The organism is Vibrio sp. YT-19(2023) (genome assembly GCF_033337395.1).
Map to the genome: position 1 here is coordinate 115,447 of NZ_JAWOQN010000009.1, position 24,966 is coordinate 140,412.

General features: G+C 45.4%; 23 protein-coding genes. 10 read left to right on the forward strand and 13 right to left on the reverse strand.

Annotated elements, in window-relative coordinates; genetic code table 11:
• Positions 1–5 precede the first annotated feature (5 nt).
• From R7E78_RS08970 to R7E78_RS09030, 13 genes are read right to left on the reverse strand one after another with little or no spacing between them, the layout of a single operon-like run.
• Complete coding sequence (locus R7E78_RS08970) at positions 6–617, reverse strand: DUF3261 domain-containing protein (protein ID WP_318057861.1); 612 nt, start codon at positions 615–617, stop codon at positions 6–8.
• Positions 614–2,956 carry an MMPL family transporter gene (locus R7E78_RS08975; protein WP_318057862.1) on the reverse strand — a complete coding sequence of 781 codons (2,343 nt, stop codon included), beginning with the start codon at positions 2,954–2,956 and terminating at the stop codon, positions 614–616. The genes R7E78_RS08970 and R7E78_RS08975 overlap by 4 nt, the downstream gene beginning before the upstream one ends.
• A complete protein-coding gene (locus tag R7E78_RS08980) occupies positions 2,928–3,548 on the reverse strand; it encodes a LolA family protein (RefSeq protein WP_243327088.1) in 621 nt (206 codons plus the stop codon). Before R7E78_RS08980 ends, R7E78_RS08975 begins: the two co-directional genes overlap by 29 nt.
• Positions 3,548–3,994, reverse strand: a complete 447-nt coding sequence (locus R7E78_RS08985) for an acyl-CoA thioesterase (protein ID WP_152812733.1) — start codon at positions 3,992–3,994, stop codon at positions 3,548–3,550. The genes R7E78_RS08980 and R7E78_RS08985 overlap by 1 nt, the downstream gene beginning before the upstream one ends.
• Positions 3,994–5,547, reverse strand: a complete 1,554-nt coding sequence (gene hutH / locus R7E78_RS08990) for a histidine ammonia-lyase (protein ID WP_017448720.1) — start codon at positions 5,545–5,547, stop codon at positions 3,994–3,996. Before hutH ends, R7E78_RS08985 begins: the two co-directional genes overlap by 1 nt.
• Complete coding sequence (locus R7E78_RS08995; RefSeq protein WP_258461293.1) at positions 5,531–7,237, reverse strand: glycosyltransferase family 2 protein; 1,707 nt, start codon at positions 7,235–7,237, stop codon at positions 5,531–5,533. The genes hutH and R7E78_RS08995 overlap by 17 nt, the downstream gene beginning before the upstream one ends.
• Positions 7,230–7,598, reverse strand: coding sequence for a 3-hydroxyacyl-ACP dehydratase (locus tag R7E78_RS09000; RefSeq protein WP_047102874.1), 369 nt, complete (start codon positions 7,596–7,598; stop codon positions 7,230–7,232). The genes R7E78_RS08995 and R7E78_RS09000 overlap by 8 nt, the downstream gene beginning before the upstream one ends.
• Before the next feature lie 10 nt (positions 7,599–7,608).
• The gene (locus tag R7E78_RS09005) at positions 7,609–9,009 is read right to left on the reverse strand and encodes an AMP-binding protein (RefSeq protein WP_318057863.1); all 1,401 of its coding nucleotides are present in this window, start codon (positions 9,007–9,009) and stop codon (positions 7,609–7,611) included.
• 4 nt (positions 9,010–9,013) lie between these two features.
• Complete coding sequence (locus R7E78_RS09010; RefSeq protein WP_047102872.1) at positions 9,014–9,574, reverse strand: hypothetical protein; 561 nt, start codon at positions 9,572–9,574, stop codon at positions 9,014–9,016.
• A complete protein-coding gene (locus R7E78_RS09015) occupies positions 9,574–9,831 on the reverse strand; it encodes an acyl carrier protein (protein WP_005382279.1) in 258 nt (85 codons plus the stop codon). Before R7E78_RS09015 ends, R7E78_RS09010 begins: the two co-directional genes overlap by 1 nt.
• Positions 9,832–9,846: 15 nt before the next feature.
• Complete coding sequence (locus R7E78_RS09020) at positions 9,847–10,107, reverse strand: phosphopantetheine-binding protein (protein ID WP_005382278.1); 261 nt, start codon at positions 10,105–10,107, stop codon at positions 9,847–9,849.
• Between the two features lie 13 nt (positions 10,108–10,120).
• The gene (locus R7E78_RS09025; protein ID WP_005388305.1) at positions 10,121–10,888 is read right to left on the reverse strand and encodes a lysophospholipid acyltransferase family protein; all 768 of its coding nucleotides are present in this window, start codon (positions 10,886–10,888) and stop codon (positions 10,121–10,123) included.
• The gene (locus R7E78_RS09030; protein WP_047102870.1) at positions 10,885–11,613 is read right to left on the reverse strand and encodes a beta-ketoacyl synthase chain length factor; all 729 of its coding nucleotides are present in this window, start codon (positions 11,611–11,613) and stop codon (positions 10,885–10,887) included. Before R7E78_RS09030 ends, R7E78_RS09025 begins: the two co-directional genes overlap by 4 nt.
• Positions 11,614–11,689: 76 nt before the next feature.
• Here R7E78_RS09030 and R7E78_RS09035 point away from each other — a divergent pair, with 76 nt between their 5' ends.
• From R7E78_RS09035 to R7E78_RS09080, 10 genes are all read left to right on the forward strand, one after another.
• Positions 11,690–12,088, forward strand: coding sequence for a hypothetical protein (locus R7E78_RS09035; protein WP_005382272.1), 399 nt, complete (start codon positions 11,690–11,692; stop codon positions 12,086–12,088).
• A gap of 27 nt (positions 12,089–12,115) precedes the next feature.
• Positions 12,116–13,183, forward strand: a complete 1,068-nt coding sequence (locus R7E78_RS09040; protein WP_005388297.1) for a class I SAM-dependent methyltransferase — start codon at positions 12,116–12,118, stop codon at positions 13,181–13,183.
• Positions 13,184–13,190: 7 nt separating this feature from the next.
• Positions 13,191–14,435, forward strand: a complete 1,245-nt coding sequence (locus R7E78_RS09045; RefSeq protein WP_318057864.1) for an NAD(P)/FAD-dependent oxidoreductase — start codon at positions 13,191–13,193, stop codon at positions 14,433–14,435.
• Between the two features lie 210 nt (positions 14,436–14,645).
• Complete coding sequence (locus tag R7E78_RS09050; protein WP_081008346.1) at positions 14,646–15,386, forward strand: transglycosylase SLT domain-containing protein; 741 nt, start codon at positions 14,646–14,648, stop codon at positions 15,384–15,386.
• A 99-nt stretch (positions 15,387–15,485) separates the two neighbouring features.
• Positions 15,486–16,694: a DEAD/DEAH box helicase gene (locus R7E78_RS09055; RefSeq protein ID WP_033906892.1), complete on the forward strand. Its 1,209-nt coding sequence runs from the start codon at positions 15,486–15,488 to the stop codon at positions 16,692–16,694.
• Between the two features lie 250 nt (positions 16,695–16,944).
• Positions 16,945–17,607, forward strand: a complete 663-nt coding sequence (locus R7E78_RS09060) for a potassium channel family protein (RefSeq protein ID WP_005388291.1) — start codon at positions 16,945–16,947, stop codon at positions 17,605–17,607.
• On the forward strand, positions 17,604–18,971 hold the full coding sequence (locus tag R7E78_RS09065; protein WP_234499131.1) for a TrkH family potassium uptake protein: 1,368 nt from the start codon (positions 17,604–17,606) through the stop codon (positions 18,969–18,971). Before R7E78_RS09060 ends, R7E78_RS09065 begins: the two co-directional genes overlap by 4 nt.
• A gap of 360 nt (positions 18,972–19,331) precedes the next feature.
• Positions 19,332–22,316 (forward strand): M6 family metalloprotease domain-containing protein, encoded by a 2,985-nt coding sequence (locus R7E78_RS09070; RefSeq protein ID WP_318057865.1) that lies wholly within the window; start codon positions 19,332–19,334, stop codon positions 22,314–22,316.
• Between the two features lie 172 nt (positions 22,317–22,488).
• Positions 22,489–23,301, forward strand: a complete 813-nt coding sequence (locus R7E78_RS09075) for a hypothetical protein (protein WP_047102868.1) — start codon at positions 22,489–22,491, stop codon at positions 23,299–23,301.
• A gap of 176 nt (positions 23,302–23,477) precedes the next feature.
• Positions 23,478–24,947, forward strand: a complete 1,470-nt coding sequence (locus R7E78_RS09080; protein WP_053303268.1) for a protein adenylyltransferase SelO — start codon at positions 23,478–23,480, stop codon at positions 24,945–24,947.
• The last annotated feature ends 19 nt before the right edge of the window (positions 24,948–24,966 follow it).

Sequence of the window (24,966 nt, forward strand, 5' to 3'; positions counted from 1 at the left end):
TGTTCTTAATTAATCTGATGTTGCAGTGTTTGAATAGAAATTGAAAACTGATGTTTGAGGTGATGAAAATCAATCTTACCCTCTAACTTGTTAGAAGAGCTGTATTGAATCTCAATGATCTTTTCACCGTCGCTATCAAAGATGGCGCGAGAATTATTTTTATCAATAATTCGCCACCTTACCTCATTTAACGATCCTTCCCAAGCGGAACTCGGCCAGAGCGTGATCATCAGGTTAAATAATACCTGTTCTGGCTGCGGTAGCGAACCTTGTAAACCGTTGAGCACTTCGGTTTGAATTTGTTCTCCATCGTAAGACAGTGAGAGTACTCTTGTCCCCCAGGATGAAAAGCCTGCCAACACCACTTCGTTGTTGGTCACTTGCAGTTGTACCGGAAGTTGCTCAGATTTGGTTTTACCATCTATTGCCCAAGAAGCCGTAATTAACTGACTGGCAGACAACTGATAGCCCAAGCTTGCGGGAGTGGGCAAGCTAACTTGGGTGTGCTCGTCAATGTCGACCTGAGGCGTCGATTGGTGAGGGACCAAGCTGCATGCACTTAAAAACAGGCTCAGTGTGATGAACGTCGCGTAGCGAAAGGCGTGATTGAAAATCATGACGTCGTTTCCTCTGTTTTAATTGCAATCGGAGAGAGCAACCAAGCGACAAAAATACCACTTAACACCGTAATGCCGAAACTGTGAATCGCGTGAGTTTGGCTGAGTGACAGCAACCCAAATGACAGCACAGTGGTTATTGCCGAAAGGGTGATCGCCAATAGTGTGCTCACACTGCGCGCTTTCTCGGCAAAGAACAGAGTGTAATCGATCCCTATACCAAGAATGAGCACCAAGCCAAGCAAGTTGAACAGGTTTAATGTTGTTCCCATCGCGACAGCAGTTGCCAGACCACACGCGCAAGCAATCAATGATGGCAGTAAAACTCGCCAACTGTGTTGCAGACCGTACCGCTTGATTAATACCAGAAAGATCACAGCACTGGCGGCTACCAATAGCTCCATGATTTTGATTCGGTATTCACCAAATAGGGCGGATATTTCTTCAGCTTTGTTTAGGTAAACAACATCAGACTGTGATTTGGCAAATGCCTTAACAACAGCGGAGTCTTGCAATTGGTTTAACACCACAACCGTTGCCGATCTTCCTTTAATTTTACCCAAATGAAGAAAACGTACAGGCGCTGATACCGGGTTTTGCAAGTACTGTTCAACCGTAACAGGGATAAAGTCGGCGTCCATTTTCGGCTTTTTATTTAAGCGCAGTCCGGATGCAAGTGGGCTGGATTGTGTTGCGTAAAGATCGCGAATCAATTGATAGTCTTGTTGCTGACGCTCCACTGAGCTCAAGTAGCGACTCAGACTCTGATAGCTTTCGATGGTGCTGTCCGCTTTCCACGCTTCTAATGTTGGCGTCAAAGACTCCAGCTTTTTCATTAGGTTTTCGTCATCGTCGGCGGTAACGACCAACATTTGCTGTGAAGATTGCATGCCACTAAGCGTCGTAATCAAGGTTTCTTGCTGCTTGAGATCGTTCGGCATCGTTTGCAGTAGACGAATGTCGTCATCGTAGTTCAATTGCAGCAAGAAAAAGCCACTCACAACCACACATAACATCGGCAATCCGACTTTAATTCGAGGTTGATTCCAAAGCGTTAGCCATTTCACCAACAATGATTGTCCTGGTAAGTTCGAAATGGATCGCGATGGGTTACGAGCTAGTATCGGATACCAAGCCACCACGGTGATGTAAGCGGCAATCAGACCAATGGATGAAAACAGCGCAAGCTGCTGCAAACCAGGAAACGGTGCCACCAACATGCCCAAATAGCCGATCAAACTGGTGATTAAGCCCAGTGTGATAGCTATGAAAATATGCTTTAACCCTTGCTCGCTATCCCATTCATTTCCCGCCGCAAGACGTTCCGTTAGGTAGTGGAATGCGTAGTCGATAGACACACCGATTAAACTTGCGCCAAACACTAAGCTGAACAGATGGACTTTTCCAAAAATCCACGTCGTAACGGACAACGCAACGAGCAAACCAATGGTGATGGAAAGCAGTGCCAGAGACAGTGGCATCACACTACGAAAGACCAATACGAACAATGCAATGATACCGAGTAGAGAGAATACACCGATGGTGCTGATCTCCGATTTTGCACTTTGCGTACCAAAGTCGGCGTAAAATAGAACGCCAGTATGTGCGACTTCAGCGCCATATTTCTGCACGACGTTTTGTTCTAGTGCTTGAATATCAGGGACTGCAAGCTGCCCAGTTAGGCTATACGGTGAGTCTTTTAGTTCGGCAGTAATAAGCAAGTATTGAGCACCGTCTTTTTCGACGGATAGATAGCCGTTATCCAATCGGAAAGAGGAAGATTGCTGGGTAACTTGGCTTAAATAATCACGAAATAGCAAGAAAGGGTCATTTTGTAACTCTTGCCCGGTCACTCCGGAAAACGGGTTGTACAGAGACTGAATCACATGCTGAACTTGCTGTTCTGGATTTTGGCTTAAACGCTCTCGTTGTTCAGGCGTCAGCAATTGGAAGCGGTGCTTAAAGTAGTAACTCGCCCAAGCTTGCTGCTCTTGAGGTGAGATTTTTCCCACCACATCGCGAAAATGATTACTTTGGCGTAACTCCTTATCAAACTCTGCAGCCGCTGCAAAAAGGGCGTTTTTGTCCGGCGCTGTGATCACGAAAATGACTTTGTCGCTCATACTTGCCGAGACCGACTCAAAGGCTTGCTCAGCCACCGGGTTTTGTTGGTTCTTAGGCAGCAGTTTTAAAATGTTGGTCTCAATCGGAGATTCTGCACTCCAAACCCATTGTTTGAGTAGCAACGCGCCCGCTAAAACAACGAGATTGAGCCAAACCAGAGCAAAGGTATGAGTGCCGAGACTGAGTTTAGAAACGGAATTGAGCGACTTCGGCATCCGTGAGTTCCTGAGGTAGAGAGGTCTGGTTCGTAAATGTAATTTCGGTTTTATCGCCACGCAGCTCTTGTAGGGTTAGGCGATCAATGTGCGTTTTACCTGAAAGGGTGATGGCTTTAAACACTGCATTTAATGGCGACTGTTTTGGCTCTAAAATGAGCTGCCACTGATTGTTCTCAACTGAAAAATCGAGTGTGAATTGTTCTTGCAGTGCAGAAGTATCCCCGTGGAACACGGATAAAAACACATGGCTAAAGTAGAACGCCATTGGGTTTTCTTCTGCAGAGATCGTTTTCGGAGCTTGGTCGGCAAAAGTCTGACGAAGTTTGTTTTCCGTCAATACCAAATTGACTGCGAAAGGTTCTGCTTGTTGCCACAACAAGCCATGTGTTTTGCTCAGTGTGAACTGACCTTTAGAGGTTAAAGGTTGACTGAACATTTCCAGATGACGCTGCTGCGTAAAATCTCCGCGCACGATTTCATGCTGAGACAACTGCTGCTGAAGCGATGCCAAATCCGTTACGTTTGCTGCCGGTGTGGCCAGTGCTGAAACAGACAATATCAGCAAAAAAGAGAGTAACCACTTTTGCATTAGTTCAGGCTCCCATGGTGATGCCATTGCTCTACTTTATCTAAAAAGATTGCTGGAGAAACAAAGCACATCTCTTGCTTTTCAATGGATACGGCGACTTGGGTCGTGTGCGCTTTGCACATACGTTGATTCGTTTCGGCGTCGTAAATCACGTAATCCACACGTAAGCGGTTTTCCCACTCAGTGAGTTGCGCGGTAATACGAATGGTGTGATTAAACGGAATCGCCTTCACGTATTTAACGCGCGTGTCGATGATCGGCCACATATACCCAGAGTCTTGCATATCGCGATAGCTGTATTGGATCTTCTCCATCAGCACACGACGCGCTTCTTCAAAATACCGAAAGAAGTTGCCGTGATAAATCACACCCATCGGGTCAGCATCTTGGAATGAGGTGACCATAGTCACCTCCGCTTCTAATGGGTAGAGAACCTGCTCTTGCATTATACCTCCGCGTAGAGTGGCCAATGACGTTGCTGAATGCGTTCAATGAAATGACGCAAATCTTGTTCCAATGGGCGATCTTCAATCACAAACTCAAACTCGCTCAGCACGGCGTCACGAATTACTCGCAAACTCTGACTCATGTGGTGTTCGTCCAATTCGTTATGACGGCGACGAATCTCAACCGCTTGAACGCTTGCTAGGAGTGAAGCCGCAGCAACTTGCTCTGTTAACTCAAGTACGCGTAAGCAATCACGAGCCGCAATGGTGCCCATGCTCACTTTGTCTTGGTTGTGACATTCGGTTGAGCGAGAAAAAACGCTCGCTGGCATGGTGTTTTTCAACGCTTCTGCCGTCCAAGCTGAGATACCAATCTGAACCGCTTTAAAGCCGTGGTTGATCGGTTTACGCTCGCCTTCTGCACCGGTTAAGTTAAACGGCAGGCCGTTATTGAACTTGTAATCCATCAGTTGCGCCATCTGACGGTCCAGCAAATCAGCTAAGTTGGCAATGTTCACTTTCAACGTATCCATCGCCATTGCGATATGACCACCGTAGAAGTGACCGCCGTGCAGAACGCGCTCGTTGTCGCCATCGATAATTGGATTGTCGTTGGCACTATTTAGTTCATTCTCAATCAATTGACGTAGCCAAGGCAGTGAGTCTTGCACCATGCCAATTACGTGTGGCGCACAACGCAGCGAGTAGCGATCTTGCAGTCGGTCGCTATTGCGTGGCGGACGCTCAGCATTGAGATCATCACGCAGCCAAGCCGCAACTTGCTGTTGACCAGGGTGAGGCTTTACCGCAAACAACGCTTCATCAAAGTGGAAGTCATTACCTTGCATACCCACAGAGACCATCGCGGTAATCTTGGTGCAAAGCTGAGCTAGGTATTCTGCGCGTTTGTAGGCAAGACAGGCGAGGGCAGTCATCACGGATGTACCGTTCATTAACGCCAAACCTTCTTTTGGTTTTAGGCGAATTGGCTCAATGCCCAGCTCTGCAAACACTTCTTGTGTTGGTCGCACATCGCCTTTGTAAAGCACTTCACGCTCGCCAATTAAGGTCGCCGCTAGGTAAGACAGAGGCGTTAAATCGCCACTTGCGCCCACCGAGCCTTCTTGTGGAATACGCGGCGCAATGTCGTGGTTGATAAGCGTAACGATTTGGTTCAACAGATCGTGAGACACGCCAGATACGCCTTGCGACAATGAACACAAACGGGTTGCCAGCACCGCGCGAGCTTGCTCATGAGAAAGGATTTGACCTAAGCCACAACCATGGAAGCGTGTAAGGTGCAACGGAAGTTCATCCACAAGAGCGGGTGGAATCGCCACAGTACATGAATCGCCGTAACCGGTAGTCACGCCGTAAATAACGCCTTCTTCTTTCAGTAATCGTTCCAGAAACGCCACGCCACGATCAATTTTCGCGGTAAATTCTGGCGAGGTGTTCATGTTTGCCTTTGCACCTTGAGCAATGGCAACGACATCTTCGATGGTTAAAGATTGGGCACCAAAAGTGATGTTGTGATTATTGTTGTTTGTCATGTGGCTGATTACTTAAAGTCCAGAAGTTAAAAAAGTTGTACCACTGTAACGGCGCTTGCAGTGTGTGGTGTTCTAATCTGTGGGCGTACTGTTGAACAACGTGTTCTAGTGCCTGCTGACGCTCCTTGCGCGGTAGCGTGATTTGGTCACTAAAGTGTTCAAAGTACACATTAAAATGCGGAGTGTTTGCTTCATCGTCGCGTAGGCCGAAGAGTAGATAAACCGGCGCTTTTAATACCGAGGCCAGCATGAATGGGCCTTGCGGAAATGGCGCTGGTTTACCAAGAAAATCTGCCCAAACGACACGATTTTCTTTGCTGGTAGAAGTGCGATCGCCAACGATCACCACCCATTCGCCTTGCTCGATTTTTTGTTGAAGCAGAATCGCGGTGTCTGGTCCCATTGAGCTGACTTGAATCAAATTCAGTTCCGAGTTTGGGTTTACCGCCTTCATTACCGCATTAAATTGTTCAGCGTGTTGGGTAAATACCAAGGCGTTGATTTTGACATGAGAGTGTCGACGACCAAGCGCGCGGCAGAGTTCGATATTGCCAAGGTGCGAGCCTAAAATGAGCACGCCTTGTTTTTTCTGCGCCATCTCTTCGAAATGATGCTGGCCGTGAATGGTTAGGTTATCGACGTTAAAGTCACCTTGCCAGGCAGCCAGTTTGTCGAGCATGGTACGCCCAAAAGAAAGCAGATGATGATAGCTGTCCAACTGTTTTGGCAGTGCGATGTTCTGCTGCGCTGCGTAGCGCTGCAAGTTTTGCAGGTAAATCTCAGACGCTTCACGGGCAGATTTACCCGTGAAGTGGTAGTAGCGCATGACTAGTTTTAAAATCAGGTCAAACGCTTTTCTGCCGAACAAGCGGTAAACCGCGAGCAAGGTTTTGATGCCTAAAATCGTGCCTTGTTCTTTTCGTTTCGACCAGTGGGCATTGCTGTCGTCTGTGTGACTGCGCTTTCTGGCGAGTAGCGAAGGAATGCGCGGCAACATGCCAAAAAATAGGCGAGTGTGCATCCAGCTTATCTTGATGTTGTCCCACAATGCGTCGAAGTGGGAAATGCCACCTTCAGGGTAGATCACGCGCGTTGGAACAAAATCAATGTCGACGCCTTCCCAATACATTCGCACTAGAATTTCGATATCAAAATCCATGCGTTTGCCGATGCTGTACTTGTTCAACACGGCGACCGTTTTCGCCACTGGGTAGGCGCGAAAACCGCACATGCTATCTTTGATAGACAGTGACAAGGTTTCTATCCACACCCAAACGTGTGTAGCGTAGCGACCATACAAACGGGATTTGGGTACGCTCTCGTCGTATATCGGTTGGCCCGAAATCAGGTTATCTGGTTTTGTTTCGCTGGCGCTGAGCAATTTCGGCAATGCTTCTAGGTCGTGCTGACCATCTGCGTCGATTTGAATGGTGTGCGTAAAACCAAGTTGGTGAGCTTGATGTAGGCCTGCCATCACCGCGCCACCTTTGCCTTGGTTTTCACTCAAACTAATCAGTTTTATCAGCCCTTGCTCACTCAACGCTGAAAGTGCTTGTTTGGTGTCTTCATTGCTGCCGTCGTCCACGACAAGCACTGGCAAATCGAAAGAGGATAACGACGCAACCACGTCTGCAATTGTGCTGCCGTGATTGTAGCAAGGAATTAAAAAGCAGGGACGGTAATCACTCACGTGACTCACCCAGTTTCATTTTGCCTGAAGAGTGAGTCACCAAGGTTTCACCGTTTTTCGATGTGTACTTAAAGGTCAATTTCTCGCGCTCATTGTCCCAAGATAGTGAGAGGCAAACGTCGGCGTTTGGCAGAATCGGCTCTTGAAATTTGATGACTTCCATTCCTTTAAATACCTTGGGAGTATTCAAATATTGAACGGCGTAGAACAGCGCCCAATCAATTTGAGTGACGCCGGGTAAAAGAGGGAAGTGATTGAAATGACCTTGGAAATCTAAGATGTCAGCATCCACTCGCAGCGACAGCTCCGCGGTATGGTCACTCACTTCAATATTCTGAATAGTTGGTTTTCTTTTTTCCATGTTACTAGCTTTATTGGAATAGTTTTTCAATTTCAGCAACTTGGCGTTTGCCTTGGCTGTTCAATGGAATTTCGTCGACCACTCGGAATTTTCTCGGGATAGCGATCGGTTCTAGCCAATTGCGCAGTGCCTTGCGAAGCTCAAGCCAAAATTTGCCTTTACCAAGTTCATTGAGCACATCGCTGCCTTGATCGTTAAGTACGATGATCGAGACTAACGTGAGGCGACCAGATTCTTCCATTGGGATCACCACGCTTTCTTGAACCCACGGCAATTGCTCTAAACGTTTTTCCACTTCGACAAGGGAAATACGCTTTTCTTCGACTTTGACGATTCGGTCAGTGCGTCCACGCAATTCAAAAGAAATACTATCATGGAAATAGCATTCATCCGCAGTTTGGTACCAAGTGTTTTCACCAATGTGTGGCGAGCGGAGCTTTAAACAATTTTCATGGTTAAGCTCGGCTTCAACACCAGGGAATAACGTCCAGGGAGTGCTAGCTACGTGCTGCTGACGGTAAGCGATGCCGCCGGTTTCTGTGCTGCCAAACACTTCAATAGGAAGTGACCCAAACAACTCCTGGCTGTGCTGCGCCGCTTGGTTTGGCAAGGGGCCACCAGAAGAAAATACACACCGAATCGCAACCGGATCGTGCTCTTCACTGAGTCGTTTTAGTAACGCAGGGCTGCTTACTAGCGTGGTGTCAGCATCAGCGTGATGGACAATTTGCTCTGGGAACTCAAGGTTGTGTGCTGAAAATGGACGTGCGGAGCACAAAGGCCACAATACGCGGAACAGCAAGCCGTAAATGTGTTGATGAGAAACGGTGCTTTCAACGCGTGTGCTGGCAACCGTGTCGCCCCATAGGTTATCTAGAATAGAAACTTCGATATCGAGCTGTTTCAGCGTTTTTGCAATGGCTTTTGGTGTGCCGCTTGAACCCGAAGTAAATAGCGTTACTGGTATTTCTGCCAGGTTTAATTCACGCCAAAAATAAGGTTGTTTGGCCTCTGGCTCGTTAATCACGGTGGTTTCTAGCAATGATTGAGCTTCGATCAAAAGCGAGCTCACCAATTCTGGAACCGAGACATCGGCATCATGCAGCAACAAATTGTAGTGCTCACTGAGTTCTTTGAGTGCTTCTAGTTGGTAATTACCAGGTAATACAATGGATTTTCCTGCATAACAACAAGCAAAAAAGCCAACGGCAAACAGGTAGCTGTTGCCAAAACACAACGCAATGTTTTGCGTTGGTTGGGTTTCTAACTGCTGAGCAAGTGTTGCGACGTCCTGCTGGAAATCACCCCACGTGATAACCGTGTCGCGCTCGTAAGAGACTGGGGATTGCTCAGACCTCTCTGCGATGAACAAGGTCGCTAGGGAGGTAAAGCTCGAATACGTTGTATTCATACGATTAGTGTTCCTTTCGAACAAATTGACGCACGATCCATTCTCCAGCGAACAAGCCACCAGCAAGTAAGTAGCTGATGAGGCCGTTATAAAGCGTCCATATTTTTACTGGTAGGAAACAGGTATAGAGTGCAACAGCAGCGTTGAGCGTAAAAAAGGCGCACCAAACCATCGTCACTTTGCGAGTGTAAGTCACGCCACTAGCCGGAAGGTCGGGTTCTTGCAAGCGAGCAAGCCTCTCTATGATAGATTGCGGCTGTTTTAAGCTCAGTCCAAATACACACAGCATACATAAATTGACAACGACAGGGTAAAACTGAAGCCACCCGTGTTGTTTAAACACCATGCCAAGTGTAATTAGAACAATGCCAACAGCGCCCGTAGCGAGCGCCAAGAATTTAAACTCTTTTAGTGGGGTCTTATTTGCGACGAAAACACGCAAAAGTAACGCAGCAATTAACAAGCCCCCAACTAAGTTCAAGCCATATTTATCTATACCGAAATAGACGGCGAAGGGGTAGGCAAGCAGTACAATTGCAGACAGACCAGTCAGCAATTGGTGCATTAACTTTCCTTCAATAACTCAGTAACAGCGTTAACCACATCGTCAACGGTTCTTACTGCACTAAACTCTGCTGGCTTGATTTTTTTGCCAGTGACATTCTGTAGGTGTACGACCAAATCAACGGCGTCAATGCTATCAAGATCGAGATCTTGGTATAAGTGCGCATCTGATTGAATGTCGGCTGCGTCAATTTCGAACAGCTCAACAAGCGCATCTTTAACTTGTTCAAATACTTGATCTTTATTTACATCAGTCATGAATATACCTACAACTTATTCATTAGTTTGAGAAGAAACGTATTTCGCTAGATTTGCTACAGACGCAAAGTGTTCGCGCGTATTTGAGTCGTCGGCATCAATAACGATGTTGTATTGTTTTTTTATTGCGAGTCCAAGCTCAAGCGCGTCGATAGAATCTAAGCCAAGTCCATCACCAAAAAGTGGTGCATCCGTTTCAATATCATCTACGGTTAAATCTTCAAGGTTTAAAGCATCAATAATAAGTTGCTTAATGTCGTTGTGTAACTGTTCCACTGGGACCTGCTTATTAATAAAAGTTTTCTGGAAAAATGTTTTCAGCTAGGTGCTGTTGTAAGCGTCGCGCCGCTATTGTCGGCGACGTAGTTTGCTTTATAAAGGGGGTAATCTCAACTTTATCCTTAACTTCAACCCTGAAAAAGGGCTTTGTTGCCGGTACTTGATACCATTTTTTCTCTTTTGTGAGGAAACTTGGCGTTACCGTAATATGGACAACTCTTAAATCTCGTTCTGTTCTTACCGCAATTTGTGCTGCACCGCGTTGTAATTTCGGCTCTACACCTGGTGTTGTTCTTGTTCCTTCAGGAAATATAAGCAACACGTTGCCTTTGTTAAATCGTTCATCACAAAGTGCTAATAAATCATCCGGTGCTTCATTGGGAATATATCCGGCTGCTTTTACGATGTGCTTCATAAAAGGATTCGACCATATTGCCGATTTTACTAAACAGTCGCAGCGATTTAATTGTGAAGCAATGAGAACGTAATCGATTAAACTAGGGTGGTTGGCAACAATTAAACAATTACGATCTTGTTGAAGAATATCGGCACCAATAATTTGATAATCGATTGCGCCACTCAACTTCATCAATTTACAAAATGTGTTGAATGAATATCGAATCGCACCTTGAACTTTATATTCGCGTTCCGTTTGGTCTGAAACAAAAATACGAATGGTCGGAATAACAATGAAGCTCAGTACTAAACCACCTAACCCAAATACTGAAAAACAAAAGCCTGTTGCTAGCACACGCCAATACTGATTTAAGCGAGTCATTGCTTGTGCCATTCCCAAATTTGTTTCGGAGCGTGAATAGTCCACTGATTTTCATCTAACAAGTAGTGTTGCAAAAACGCTAGGCCTTGTGGCAACGGATGGTTTGAGCATTTTGCACTGATGCCGCTTTGCACCGTGAAGCTATCTCCATGAGAAAGTATTAAGCCAAGTCCAAACCCTTGGTATTGTTGGTTTTCATATTCTAAATAAGAGTCAGGCATAGGCTCATCAAAATCAACAAGCAGTACTTTTTTGTCAGGATTGTCGGACAAAAACAGCCATGCTTCTAATATTGCGCTTTGGAATGTGTTTTCTGCCGCAGCGATAGAAGTTAGGGGAATGGGTTGTTTAGTTGCGATAGTGGCAAGCCCTGCGGCGGTATTGTGCACCGATTGAGAAAAAGCCATCGGAGACGCCTCTTCTCCATTAATTATATCTTCAACTAGTGCGACGCTGCGATGCAGTTCACCATGACGGCTTGAAAATACAAGGTAATCAACTTGATGTTGATTAAGCATTTCGATTGCAGTTTGTACCGCCAGTTTACTGAGTGGGCTCATTCTTCTGCGCATCATCGCAGGAATATTTGCAACATTGATTTTGCCATCTTCTGGCCATTTTATCTCTGTTGCCCATTGTTTCCATTCATTGGATTCGGATAAACCGAATGAATTCGCTGTCCACGCATCAATATTGAACGAAATGTTGATCTTCGAGTTTGGCATATTGGGTTAAATTGTTTATTTTACAGCTCGATACAAATTGGGGTTGACCCAAATTCACAATAAAAAGGAAATTATCATGTCGCGTTTTAAGCTGTATGTCTCGTTATTATTAACTTTGCTTCTTGTTGGTTGTGGACGAGTACAACCTGTAATGAATGTGGAGGATACTCCAGTTGCTTATGATCTTCAAAATAAACAAGTAAAAATGGCCATAGTGCAATCAGCAACTAACCGAGGCTGGACGATCGAAGAAGTAAGCCCTGGTGTTCTTATTGCAAAAATCCACGTTCGTAAACACTCTGCAGAAGTAAAAATCCCATACAATAATAAATATTACTCAATTATTTATCTCAACTCAGTAAATCTCAAAGCAAGTGATGGCAAAATCCACCGCAATTACAATCGTTGGGTAAACAACTTGAATGTTGATATTCAGCGAGCTATTGCATTGTTGGGCAATCAATCTCAACAATAAAACTATTAATTGCAGTTAGGTTTTTCCGTGTTAAATCAAAATAATGACCCTTTTAATGCTTTTGAAGCGAAGACAGAAGCTCAGAAGTTATCTTTTGCACCAATCGTGTTCCAGACCGCCAAAACGCTTCGAGATTTAGGTATTTTAGCCGCTTTAGACAGCGCTGGCGCTCAAGGCATGAGTGCCACAGATATTGCCGAGAAAACGGGAGTATCAGAATATGGTGTTAAAGTACTGTTGGATATGGCGATTAGTGCGCATATTGTTTTATGGGAACGACCTAACTATTCGCTTGCAAACCTTGGTTTTTACCTTCTTCATGATGGTATGACGAATGCAAACATGGATTTTACGGCAGATGTTTGTTACGCCGCGATGATGCATTTGACGGAAGCAATTCAAGAAGGTAAACCGTCAGGTTTGAAAGAGTTGGGCAATTGGGAGACCATTTATCAAGGTCTATCGACGTTACCAGAACAAGCCAAACAGAGCTGGTTTAAGTTCGATCATTTCTATTCGGATCGCTCGTTCCCACTTCTGCTTAAAGAAGTATTTGCAAGCAAGCCAAAGCATCTTGTGGATATTGGCGGAAATACGGGAAAATGGGCGATTCAGTGTTGTAAACATGACCCTGACGTTCAAGTGACGATTGTTGATTTACCACAGCAATTAGAAGTAGCGATGAAGAATGTTTCAGAAAATCAGTTCGTCGAGCGTGTACGTCCATACCCTGCAAACATGCTGGATAAAGCACAAACATTGCCTGGACACGCTGACGTATGGTGGATGAGCCAGTTCTTGGATTGCTTTTCCCCAATTGAGATCCTCAATATCCTTAAAAAAGTTAAAGCCCAGTTAACGAAGGGAGATACTATTTACGTATTGGAGCTGTTTTGGGATGCTCAAAAATACGCGGGAGCTTCCTATAGCCTTAATGCCACTTCTCTTTATTTTACCTGTTTAGCTAACGGTAATAGTCGCTTTTATCGCAGTGATGATTTCTTAGAAATTGTCGAAGCGGCAGGTTTATCTGTCGTTGAAAGAACCGACAATATTGGCCTTGGTCATACCTTATTAAAACTACAAGCAAACTAAATTCAGAATGAAAACAGAGCTCAAGCAAGTTGTTGTCGTAGGAGCGGGGCCATCAGGTTCAACCGTTTCTGCCTTATTAAAATCGCGTGGCATAGATGTTGTTGTCTTAGAAAAAGCGACTTTTCCACGTTTTTCCATAGGAGAAAGCCTACTCCCTGCATGTATGGAAGTTGTTGAACAAGCAGGAATGACCAATGCAGTAAAGCAGTTTGGCTTCCAGTATAAAGATGGTGCTGCATTTCGTCGTAATGGCGTATACACCCAGTTCGACTTTACAAACAAATACACGCCAGGACCGGGCACGACGTTTCAGGTTCAACGTGCCAGCTTTGATAAAGTATTGGCAGATAGCGCTGAAGAGCAAGGCGTAGAGATTCGCTATCAGCATGAACTGCTCAATCTAGTGTTTGAAGGGAAAAAGTCTCGATTAGAAGTGCTCGACTCAAATAAGAAGGCTTATCAAATCGAAGCAGATTTTGTGTTGGATGCCAGTGGCTTTGGGCGTGTTTTGCCACGCTTGTTGGAGCTAGAAGAACCTTCTTGTCTTCCGCCTAGAAAAGCGATCTTTACCCATATCGAAGATCATATCTCTCCCCAAGAGCCGGAATACGATCGCAACAAAATTTTAATTTCAGTTCATCCTGAAAATCACGACGTATGGTACTGGCTAATCCCATTCTCTAATGGTACTTGTTCGTTTGGTGTGGTGGGTGAGCCAGAATTTTTCGAACAATACCCAGAAGATAAGATTGCAGCGTTGCAGCAGTTAGCCAATGAAGAGCCGGGTTTGGTTTCTTTGTTGCGAAATGCGAATTACCCGAATCCAGCAGGCGAGTTGGGTGGCTATTCTGCTAACGTCAAACGTTTAGCGACAGAGCACTACGCGTTGCTTGGTAATGCAGGTGAGTTTCTTGATCCTGTATTTTCATCGGGTGTCACTATCGCCATGAAATCGGCAGAGTTTGCAGCGGACTGCGTGGTTCGTCAGCTGAATGGTGAAAAGGTTGGTTGGCAAGAAGAGTACTCGCAACGCTTAATGGTGGGAGTGAACACATTCCGCACTTATGTGGAAGGCTGGTACAACGGCACGTTGCAAGATGTGATTTTCTATCAAAACCCGAACCCACGTATTAAACAGATGATTAGTGCGATTTTGGCTGGATATGCTTGGGATACGAATAATCCTTACGTAAAACAAAGTGAGCAGCGTTTGTCGACGCTTGCAGAACTGGTTCGGGAAGCTGAACTGTAAGAATATACATTCGCTTATCCGAGAATCAGTAAACCTAGGTCTTACCAAAAAATTGGTAAGACCTTTTTAATGCCTCTTTACTTTTACTTCTAGCGTGTTGGAGACACATTGACCACTTACATCGGTGTGTATCGAATTTGAGAATTTTTATGGTGACATTGATCACATCTAGAATTCCTGTTGCTGATATTTATATTAAATTTGTAGGAAATGGATTACATTCTGGGAGTGTTCCCTACATCTGGCTTCGTTGTGAAAACGGTTTATAAGCAACTGTATAAGTTAGTAAAGTTCCAAAAACTACACCAAAAAAAAGACAAGTTTCTTACCAAATCAATTCGCTTGGTGAGTTCGAGCCATCGACTACGCCAAACGCTTCCTCTACTTTCTAAAATTGTCGAAGAACATGACGCATCAACGGTCTCTTCGATTGCAGATCCCGAGAACGCGGTAGCGTGGGGAGGTAAAGTTTCTCCAGAGTTCAAATCTAAAGTCATCCGTATTAGTAAAGAGCTAAAGATCAATCCTAATCATCTTATGGCGTGCATGGCATTTGAAACTGCTGAAACTTTCAGTCCAAGCATCAAAAATGGTTCCGGAAGCGGGGCTACAGGGTTAATTCAATTTATGCCCTCTACCGCAGAGTCATTAGGAGTGAACACAAAGACTCTTGCGAGAATGAGCGCGCTTGAACAACTTGACTATGTGAAAGCGTACTATTGGCCCTATCGAAATAAAATTAATAGCTTAGAAGATGCTTACATGGCCATTCTCTACCCTGCTGCGATTGGCAAACCGCCGTCTTTCGTTTTGTTCAGACAAGGCTCAATTGCCTATCGACAGAATGCAGGTATCGACCGCCACAACACGGGGAAAATCACGCTTAATGATGTTTCCTACAAAGTGAGGAAAAAATTAGAAAAAGGTTTGCAGCCCAATTTCATGGGCTAAGATTGTGTCATGTTCCTAGTTTTTCGCGCATGAATCCTTCTGTTACTTCACGGGGATTCTGATACACTACGCGCCCATTTCCTCTGTTGAGACTTTTCTATGCCATTTTCTAAGCTTGGTTTAAGCGCATCGATTGCTGATGCAGTAAAAGCGCTAGGTTATGAAAAACCCACTTCTATCCAACAAAAAGCCATTCCAATCGTATTGCGTGGCCGCAATTTAATTGCAGCAGCGCAAACGGGCACAGGTAAAACGGCCAGTTTTGTTCTGCCAATCTTAGAAAAGCTTAGTCGAGGCGAAACGCAACGTAAAAAACGCGCTCGTGCGATTATCCTAACGCCAACACGCGAACTTGCGCTTCAGGTTCATCAAAGTATTGAAGCTTATGGTAAAAACTTACCATTACGCTCAATGGCGATGTTTGGTGGTGTGGATTATGCACCACAAAAACAAGCCTTGATCGAGGGTGTCGATATTGTGGTAAGCACGCCTGGGCGCTTGATTGATCTGTACGGTCAACGCGCGATTCACTTTGATGAAGTGGAAACGCTAGTGCTTGATGAAGCCGACAAAATGTTGGATATGGGATTCATCGATGCGATCGACAAAATCGTCGACTGTATGCCAGAACATGTGCAAAGTTTGCTGTTCTCAGCGACGTTATCTAACCCTGTTCGTGACTTGGCGAAAAATGCGATTATTGATCCTGAAGAGATCACGATTGCAAAGCACAGTGCCTCAAAATCAAATATTAAACAGTGGATCACGACCGTCGATAAAGACATGAAGTCGTCGCTGTTAAGTCACTTGCTTAAAGAAAATGACTGGTCGCAAGTACTGGTATTTATTGAAACTAAACACGGCGCAGCCAAACTGGTAAGCCAACTTGAGAAACGTGGCATTGTGGCAGAAGCATTCCACAGTGGCCGTAATCAGCGTGTTCGCCAGGAATTAATAGAAAAGTTTAAAGCGGGTGAAATCCAGTACTTAGTCGCAACCGGCGTTGCTGCGCGCGGTATTGATATTGATAATCTGCCAGTTGTCATCAACTACGATTTACCTTACCCAGCGGATGAGTATGTACATCGTATTGGTCGTACAGGTCGTGCTGGCGCGAAAGGTGAGGCGATATCACTGGTTTCAAAAGACGACTTTAAGAACCTCTGCATGATTGAAAGTCGTTTAGGGCACTTGCTAGAGCGAGTGGAAATTGAAGGTTTTGCGCCAAGAAAGCCAGTACCAATTTCAATTTTAAATTACGTGCCTAAGAATAAACGTAAACCGCACGATAAGCGCGAATCAAAATAGCCAGTTTATCCCATGATCTAAAAGCCGCATTCTTGCGGCTTTTTGCGTTTTAAGGCATCCAATTATGTAGCCATCGCGACGGTTTCTATTCGGTAATGAGGAAAAAAGTTAATCAGTGTCATACGCTTAACACGTAAAGTGAATCAAGGTGCGTTAAGCTTTTGTCAATTATCTGTCCGCAGGTTTGCACAAGGTAAGGAATGGGCGCAAACTTTTTTGCTTGCTAATGAATGCATAAGATGGGGCACAAATGAAAACAGGTGATAAGCAATTCGCCGTTATTGGTCTTGGCCGATTTGGTTTGGCAGTGTGTAAAGAGTTACAAGATTCAGGCGCTCAAGTTTTAGCCGTTGACATCAACGAAGACAGAGTTAAAGAAGCCGCCAGTTTTGTTAGTCAGGCGGTTGTGGCTAACTGTACTCACGAAGAGACGGTTGCTGAGCTCAAACTTGATGATTACGACATGGTGATGATTGCCATCGGAGCGGATGTCAATGCCAGTATTCTTGCGACATTGATTGCTAAAGAGGCGGGAGTAAAGTCAGTATGGGTTAAAGCCAACGACCGCTTCCAAGCTCGTGTTCTGCAAAAAATTGGCGCAGACCACATTATCATGCCTGAGCGTGACATGGGGATACGTGTCGCGCGTAAAATGCTCGATAAACGGGTTCTTGAGTTCCACCCATTAGGCAGTGGCTTAGCTATGACGGAGTTTGTGATTGGCTCTCGTTGGATGGGTAAGACACTAAGTGATTTGGCTCTGTGCAAAGTCGATGGCGTGCAAGTGCTAGGGTTTAAACGGGGCCCAGAAATTACCAAGGCACCTGACCTTAATACCACACTAGAAATTGGTGACCTAATTATTGTGGTCGGCCCTCAAGATGCGCTCGCAAATAAATTAAAATCGCTATGACGTATTTTCATCAGAAAGGTGTTTTTTACGCACCAGATGGTAAACAAGAGAAAGCGAAAGGCAACGAACCGCGAATTATATTGCTCAGTTTTCTCGGTGTTTTACTGCCTTCTGCGGTATTGCTAACCTTGCCAGTTTTTTCTGTTACGGGACTGTCGATAACGGATGCTTTGTTTACCGCAACGTCCGCTATTAGTGTGACAGGGCTTGGTGTTGTCGATACTGGGCAACACTTTACGCTTGCGGGTAAAATCTTGCTGATGTTTTTAATGCAAATCGGTGGGTTGGGGCAGATGACTTTGTCGGCGGTCTTACTCTATATGTTCGGCGTGCGTTTGAGTTTGCGTCAACAAGCGCTGGCGAAAGAAGCATTAGGGCAAGATCGGCAAGTCAATCTAAACCGACTAGTAAAGCGGATTGTTGTTTTCGCGCTTGTTGCAGAAACGCTCGGGTTTATTTTTCTCTCTATCCGCTGGGTCCCTGAAATGGGCTGGAAGACTGGTATGTTTTACGCCTTGTTTCATGCAATTTCTGCATTTAACAACGCTGGGTTCGCGCTGTTTTCTGACAGTATGATGAGCTTTGTGAATGATCCGTTGGTTATCTTTACACTGGCGGGGCTATTCATTTTTGGCGGGCTTGGCTTTACTGTTGTGGGTGACATCTGGCTAAACTGGCGCAAAGGTTTCCACTTTTTGCATCTTCACACCAAAATCATGCTGATTGCGACACCGATATTGCTCTTAGTCGGAACGATGATGTTTTGGTTACTTGAGCGAAGCAACCCAAACACAATGGCGTCTTTACCTGCAACAGGGCAATGGTTGGCGGCATTCTTTCAATCTGCGAGTGCTCGAACGGCAGGGTTTAATAGTGTTGACTTGGCGTTGTTTACCCAGCCAGCCTTACTGGCCATGATTGTTCTAATGTTAATTGGAGCGGGTTCCACCTCAACGGGGGGCGGTATTAAAGTTTCCACATTTGCTGTTGCGTTTATGGCTACGTGGACCTTTTTACGCCAAAAGAAACATGTGGTTATGTTTAAGCGAACCATAAATTGGCAAACTGTGACTAAGTCATTGGCAATTATCGTTGTGAGCGGAGCCATCCTGACAAGCGCAATGTTTTTATTGATGCTTACCGAGAAGGCCAGCTTTGATAAGGTTATGTTTGAAACCATTTCCGCATTTGCCACAGTGGGGCTCACCGCCGGTTTGACTGCGGAACTTTCTGAACCTGGTAAATACATTATGATCGTGGTGATGATCATTGGTCGTATTGGGCCGCTCACGCTTGCCTACATGTTGGCACGTCCTGAACCTACCTTGGTCAAATACCCAGAAGACGCCGTTCTTACAGGTTAATATAGCGTTAAACAATGGCCGCGCGACCATTACGAGCATTGATTAATAGCAGTGCTCGTACATTTATAGAATATGTGGAATGTTGCCCAATTTCACCTACAAATTCGTAGAAGTTCATTTCTTCTTCCTTTCGTTTCGATACTATTCATTCACTCAATTTATATTCTCAGAAGCTACGCTCATAACAGCGTTTTGGAATCCGACGCTTTTGTAGTGTGACACCAAACTACGTCGTGTTATCTGAGCGAATTGATACCAGCCTTCGTCAATAGTCACTCAGTCTTACTCTATGCCCATAGGGTTACTTTGTGTTTGTTGTGCTTGGTATTAATTAACGAATCGAAAAGATGGAGTCGTACTTTGAAATTCAACACACTCGCCATGGCTATGTTAACTGCGCTTCTTGCAGGGAAGAGCATGGCAACTACTCCGCCATCACCGGTTTGGCATACTATTGCGTTGAGCGATGGTAGCTCCAGTGAGGCAATTCTACGTGGAACGGCAGATTTCCACTGGTTTGAAGATAAGCAGGGCAATGCCTTACTTCAGGAAGACGGCGTTTGGTTTTTCGCGCAGATTCAGCGCGAGTCAGACACGCCAATATTGATCTCGACAGGTGTGGTGAAAACGCAGTCGAGTGAGCCACCTGAGTCGGCGAGGTTTCGCCCGGATTTACAATTTAAACCGCAATTATCTTCTTTAAAAACCATTGAACCGATGGCACGAAAAAACCTACTGCGTTCGGCGCAAGGTTACCAGGCGATGAGCAGTTCAACGGTGAAGCAGCAGCCCCTATTGGTTGTGCAAGTTTCGTTTGATGACCAAGCAATGGTGCATGATTTTGAGCAACGCGTATTTAATACCAATGGTCAAAGCGTTGTGGATTACTTTGATAAAAACTCTCAAGGTAAATTCAAAGTTGTTCCTGCACTTGAGAGTTACGGCACCGCCAATGACGGTGTGATAGATGTGACTGTGGCACAAAGCCACCCTAACTGTCACTCTAGTTCGACTGATAAGACATGCACCGCCAAGTTGAATGCGGTTTTCACCGAGGCTTATCAAAAACTGGATCCATACTTTAATCTTTCGGCCTACGACAGCAATCAAAATGGTACCGTAGAACCGTCAGAACTCTCTGTCATGTTTATTTTTGCGGGGGGAGATCGTTCAACAGGGGTTCTCAACCGTCCTGCGATTTGGCCGCACAAATTCTCTCACGATGATGTCACACTAGATGGTAAAAAGATCACAGACTATTGTGTGTTCGCTGACTATCAAGTTGATCATCAAGCGACGTTGGGCGTGATCGTACACGAGCTTGGCCACTTAATGCTTGGCTTACCGGATTTGTACGCAAGGAACAGTGATGCCTCGATTGGCTCTTGGGGCGTGATGGGTGGCGGTTCATGGGCGCAGAAACCGGGAGATTCATACGCTGGTGACACTCCGGTTAACATGAGTGCATGGAGCAAACACGCTGCTGGTTTTGTTGTACCAACGGTAACTCATGAAAGTCCAGCGCCTATTTCTGTGAACAACGACGATGTCAAGCTGGTGTATCTCGACCCGTACTTGAAAGAGTTTGGTCCACGTGTTTACTTGGAAAATCGCACCTTTAGCGGTTACGACCGAGCATTGGCGGCTGAAGGTATCCTGGCGACGTCGGTCAATGTCCAGAACCGCTTTAATGATGTTGGCGCGATGCAGGTTCAAATCATGCAGGCTGATGGTCTGAATGAGTTAGAAAATGATGGTAGGAGTGACGCTGACGATTTGTACCCTAATGGTGGCGATGTCATTTCAGATACATCGACCCCGGGTCTGAGAGCGATCACAGGGTTTGATACTGGGGTTCGTATTTCCAACATTGCCAGCAACACCAACGGCGTTAGCTTTTCTCTTGAGCATACAAACGAACCAAATAAATCAGCATGGCTGAACTCTCTTCATCAAGGTTATGTGTACGCGAGTGGGAGTAACACTCTGGCGGTGCCACTGGACTTGAATAGTGATACAGAGCTTGATGGCCTTCAACTTTATGCGCAAAGAGATAGCGCTCAAAGTGACATGACTTATCGAGTTTGGCGATTCCCATTTTCTGGAAACATTGGCTATCGATTAATATTGAATCAAAACAACGCTGAGCTTTTACAGCAAGGTAACTTCCAAAAGTCATCTCGAATTTTATTCCCCCAATCAAGCCAATTGAGTGCGGGTCAGCACTTATTGGTCGTTGAATTGGAAGGCGGTCAATTTGATGCAAACTTTGACTTCGGCCGCTTGCTAAAAACTGAAAAAGCCTCCCTACCTGTAATGTGGACTGGTGATTACAGTGAGATTGGCACGTTTGGTCTAGAAAAAGCCGGGTTCTCTTATATTCCGTTTGCAGCATTATTAAATGTGGATGCGAGCAACTTGGTTGAAGCGAAATCTGATTTGTTACAAACCAATAAAAATACGCCAATCAAACTGAACCTGATGGACAATGATTTCATGGCGGTAGGGTATCAGTTCAATGTGGACATTGTGCAGAAGCCTGAGCACGGCACCATCTCTGGCAACCAGTACCAACCTGAAGCTAACTTCGTTGGTCTGGACACTTTCCAATATCGTTTGTTGTCGGTTGATGGTGCGTACTCATCTTCAATCGTGAATGTGCAGGTGGAAGTGCTTGGCAGCAACGAAGCGCCAGTGGCCGTGATTGATGTTGATAATAAAGACATGACGGTTGGGCAGCGAGTCACGTTGTCTGCGTTAAATAGTACGGATGCTGATGGTGATGTGTTGAGTTATAAATGGGAGCAGTTGGCTGGCACTTCAGTTTCTCTTGGCAATGCAACCAGTGTTAGCACAAGCTTTACGGTGCCTCAAGGTGCAAAAGCGGGTGAGGTTCTGACATTCCGTTTAACCGTGACTGATCCTAGTAATGAAACGTCCAGTGCTACCGTCGATTTAACCATGAAAAACGCAGTGCCACTTACGCTTGCAGATACGGCGACCGTTGCCGTTGGTGAAAGTATTCTGATTGATGCAGCGAGCAATGATTCGGATGTGAACGGCGATAAACTGGTTGTAGAAAGCGTACAGAACGTAACGGGTGTGGGAAGTGCGAGTGTAGAGAATGGCAAAATCCGTTTTCAAGCACCGGATAGCCCTACTGACGGCATCAAGCTGCAATATACGGTTTCAGACGGTCATGGTGCCACTGCTACGGGGGAAGTTATCGTGACGGTTGTTGCTTCTTTGAAGACAACGACATTCAAGAACTCTGAAGGTAGCGGCAGTGTTTCTTATTGGGCTTTGATGTTACTTGCAACATTAGGCTGGCGACGTCGCGTCTAAAACGGTATTGAATTGCGGTATAAGCCACTCACATTGAGTGGCTTATTTTTTATCTGATCTATTTTGGTTTCGTTCTCATTGTCTTATGAGATGTGTTTCTCATTATTTTTAAAGCGATTTTTCTACTCTGCGGTTACCCTAGGGGCCGATTTTTATGAACTAAGGATGTTATATGTCTACCGAGGGCTTTTCTGTTTCGGAAATATGCCGAGAAGCGGCAGTGATGGTCAGAAGGAATCTACTCGCAATTGTTATTGCTTGTATTCCGTTGATTATCGTGCACTCAATTTTTGCTTTTATGTATCCTGAAATGACGGGGCAAGATCAAGCGAACGTTCAAGAAGGCAATGTCGCAGGATTTTATTTCGTCACAATTATTTTGTACCCACTTGTTGCCGCTATGGCGGCTGTGCGTGTGCATCGAATTTATTTAGCCGGCGATTACATGCACTCTGCGTTGGATGTATTTCGTTTGTCAGCTCGAGAATTCCGTTTCATAGGCTGGTGGATACTGTTTGGACTGATGATGATGCTCGTTATTGGTATCCCGATCTTTGTGTTGTCGTTTATCTACATTGCAGAAAGTGGTGAAGCCGACTTTGTTGCTATGGTTATTATCACAACGATTGCAAGCATTCCTGGCTATTGGGTAATGGCGCGATGGTCATTTGTGTTGCCAGCGACAGCAATGGATCATCAGCCGCGCAGTTTGCGTCGTTCGTGGAACCAGAGCAGAGCATACAACAAACAAGTATTCATTTTGATGGGACTAATTCCATTGGGTGCGGGCTTGCTCAGTCAGCTGATCTTTAGCCACTTTACGAATCTCTTTATGTTGAGCCTCGTCGGTGTGGCCTATGGTATTTTTGGCGCGTACCAGCTGGCATTGTTATCGTTGAGCTATAAAACGGTAGTGGATATCGAACGCGCTCGTTTTGATACGCCATCACAGCCACCAAAAACGGGTGAAGAATTTTCCGCTTAACCCTTTGATCGTTTTTACATGCTACCTCCGTTTAGGAGACGGTCTGCGGCAGGTTGATACCTTCCTGCCGCCTTCGCGTTATTCACGCAAAATACCCATGCCCATTTCATGGCTGAATGACAGGGACATTCACACGTATACTCACAACAGTACTTCTTTTTATTAAGGAACCCTACATGTCCATTTGGCAACGGGTCAATTTCACCCATCGCTTTAGTCAATTACCGTCAGCGTTCTATACGTTGGTCGAGCCACAACCCTTGGACAACACTCGCTGGGTCGCTTGGAATGGTGAGTTTGCACAGCAGTTTGGTTTACCAGAAGAGCAAAACGATGAGTTATTGGCGGTTTTTTCTGGGCTAAGTGAATTCGAACAATTTCGTCCTCTTGCGATGAAATATGCAGGCCATCAGTTTGGCGTTTACAACCCAGATTTGGGCGATGGACGTGGATTACTGTTGGCAGAAATTGAGCATCAGGATGGTACTTGGTTTGATCTTCACCTCAAAGGTGCAGGGCTAACGCCTTACTCGCGAATGGGAGATGGGCGAGCGGTATTACGCTCAACTATCCGTGAGTACTTGTGCAGTGAAGCCATGGCGGGCCTTGGGGTTCCCACGACACGTGCTCTCGGTATGATGGTCAGTGATACACCTGTTTATCGAGAAAAAACGGAATCGGGCGCTTTGTTACTTCGAATGGCTGAAACCCACGTTCGATTCGGTCACTTTGAGCATTTCTTTTACACCAACCAGTTAGCAGAGCAGAAGCTGTTGGCGGATAAGGTGATTGAGTGGCACTTTGCTGATTGTGCATCGGCGGAGAAACCATATGCCGCGATGTTTGACGCCATCGTGACTAAAACAGCCGAGATGATCGCATATTGGCAAGCTTTTGGTTTTGCGCATGGTGTGATGAATACCGATAACATGTCAATTCTTGGGCAAACTTTTGATTATGGTCCGTTTGGCTTTCTTGATGATTATGAGCCGGGATACATTTGTAATCATTCAGACTACCAGGGTCGTTACGCATTTGATCAACAGCCTAGAATTGCGCTTTGGAACCTGTCAGCACTGGCGCATGCGCTATCGCCACTCGTTGAACGAGAAGATTTAGAATCGTCGTTGAGTCAATTTGAAGTTCATTTAAGCCAGCAGTTCAGCCGCCTCATGCGTGAGAAGTTGGGCTTAAAAACCAAGATAGCGGAAGACGGGCGTTTGTTTGAAGCTATGTTTGAGCTTCTTCACCAGAACAAAACGGACTACACTCGCTTCTTCAGAACACTTTCAAACCTTGATAATGCGCCTTCCCAAGCCGTAATCGATTTATTTCTCGACCGAGAAGCTGCGCGAGCTTGGCTTGATCTGTACTTAGCTCGGTGTGAGCTAGAGGTTGATGAACTAGGGGGCCTGATTTCAACCGAACAGCGTTGCAAACAGATGCGTCAAGCCAATCCCAAATACATCTTGCGTAACTACTTGGCTCAGTTGGCGATTGATAAAGCGGAAGAAGGGGACTTTAGCGAATTACACCGATTGGCCGAACTGTTAAAACGCCCATTTGATGAGCAACCCGAGTTTGATGATTACGCGAAATTGCCACCGGAATGGGGGAAGAAAATGGAGATAAGCTGTTCTTCATAAATGGGTCATTTTCCACCCA

Bases quoted from the DNA above. Each gene is read 5' to 3' on its own strand.
- R7E78_RS09015 (WP_005382279.1), bottom strand. From the start codon at position 9,831: ATGACTGATGTAAATAAAGATCAAGTATTTGAACAAGTTAAAGATGCG.
- R7E78_RS08970 (WP_318057861.1), bottom strand. From the start codon at position 617: ATGATTTTCAATCACGCCTTTCGCTACGCGACGTTCATCACACTGAGC.
- R7E78_RS08975 (WP_318057862.1), bottom strand. From the start codon at position 2,956: ATGCCGAAGTCGCTCAATTCCGTTTCTAAACTCAGTCTCGGCACTCAT.
- R7E78_RS09005 (WP_318057863.1), bottom strand. From the start codon at position 9,009: ATGAATACAACGTATTCGAGCTTTACCTCCCTAGCGACCTTGTTCATC.
- R7E78_RS09035 (WP_005382272.1), top strand. From the start codon at position 11,690: ATGTCGCGTTTTAAGCTGTATGTCTCGTTATTATTAACTTTGCTTCTT.
- R7E78_RS09050 (WP_081008346.1), top strand. From the start codon at position 14,646: ATGGATTACATTCTGGGAGTGTTCCCTACATCTGGCTTCGTTGTGAAA.
- R7E78_RS09055 (WP_033906892.1), top strand. From the start codon at position 15,486: ATGCCATTTTCTAAGCTTGGTTTAAGCGCATCGATTGCTGATGCAGTA.
- R7E78_RS09010 (WP_047102872.1), bottom strand. From the start codon at position 9,574: ATGCACCAATTGCTGACTGGTCTGTCTGCAATTGTACTGCTTGCCTAC.
- R7E78_RS09000 (WP_047102874.1), bottom strand. From the start codon at position 7,598: ATGGAAAAAAGAAAACCAACTATTCAGAATATTGAAGTGAGTGACCAT.
- hutH (WP_017448720.1), bottom strand. From the start codon at position 5,547: ATGACAAACAACAATAATCACAACATCACTTTTGGTGCCCAATCTTTA.
- R7E78_RS09045 (WP_318057864.1), top strand. From the start codon at position 13,191: ATGAAAACAGAGCTCAAGCAAGTTGTTGTCGTAGGAGCGGGGCCATCA.
- R7E78_RS08980 (WP_243327088.1), bottom strand. From the start codon at position 3,548: ATGCAAAAGTGGTTACTCTCTTTTTTGCTGATATTGTCTGTTTCAGCA.
- R7E78_RS09075 (WP_047102868.1), top strand. From the start codon at position 22,489: ATGTCTACCGAGGGCTTTTCTGTTTCGGAAATATGCCGAGAAGCGGCA.
- R7E78_RS08985 (WP_152812733.1), bottom strand. From the start codon at position 3,994: ATGCAAGAGCAGGTTCTCTACCCATTAGAAGCGGAGGTGACTATGGTC.
- R7E78_RS09060 (WP_005388291.1), top strand. From the start codon at position 16,945: ATGAAAACAGGTGATAAGCAATTCGCCGTTATTGGTCTTGGCCGATTT.
- R7E78_RS09030 (WP_047102870.1), bottom strand. From the start codon at position 11,613: ATGCCAAACTCGAAGATCAACATTTCGTTCAATATTGATGCGTGGACA.
- R7E78_RS09065 (WP_234499131.1), top strand. From the start codon at position 17,604: ATGACGTATTTTCATCAGAAAGGTGTTTTTTACGCACCAGATGGTAAA.
- R7E78_RS09080 (WP_053303268.1), top strand. From the start codon at position 23,478: ATGTCCATTTGGCAACGGGTCAATTTCACCCATCGCTTTAGTCAATTA.
- R7E78_RS09025 (WP_005388305.1), bottom strand. From the start codon at position 10,888: ATGACTCGCTTAAATCAGTATTGGCGTGTGCTAGCAACAGGCTTTTGT.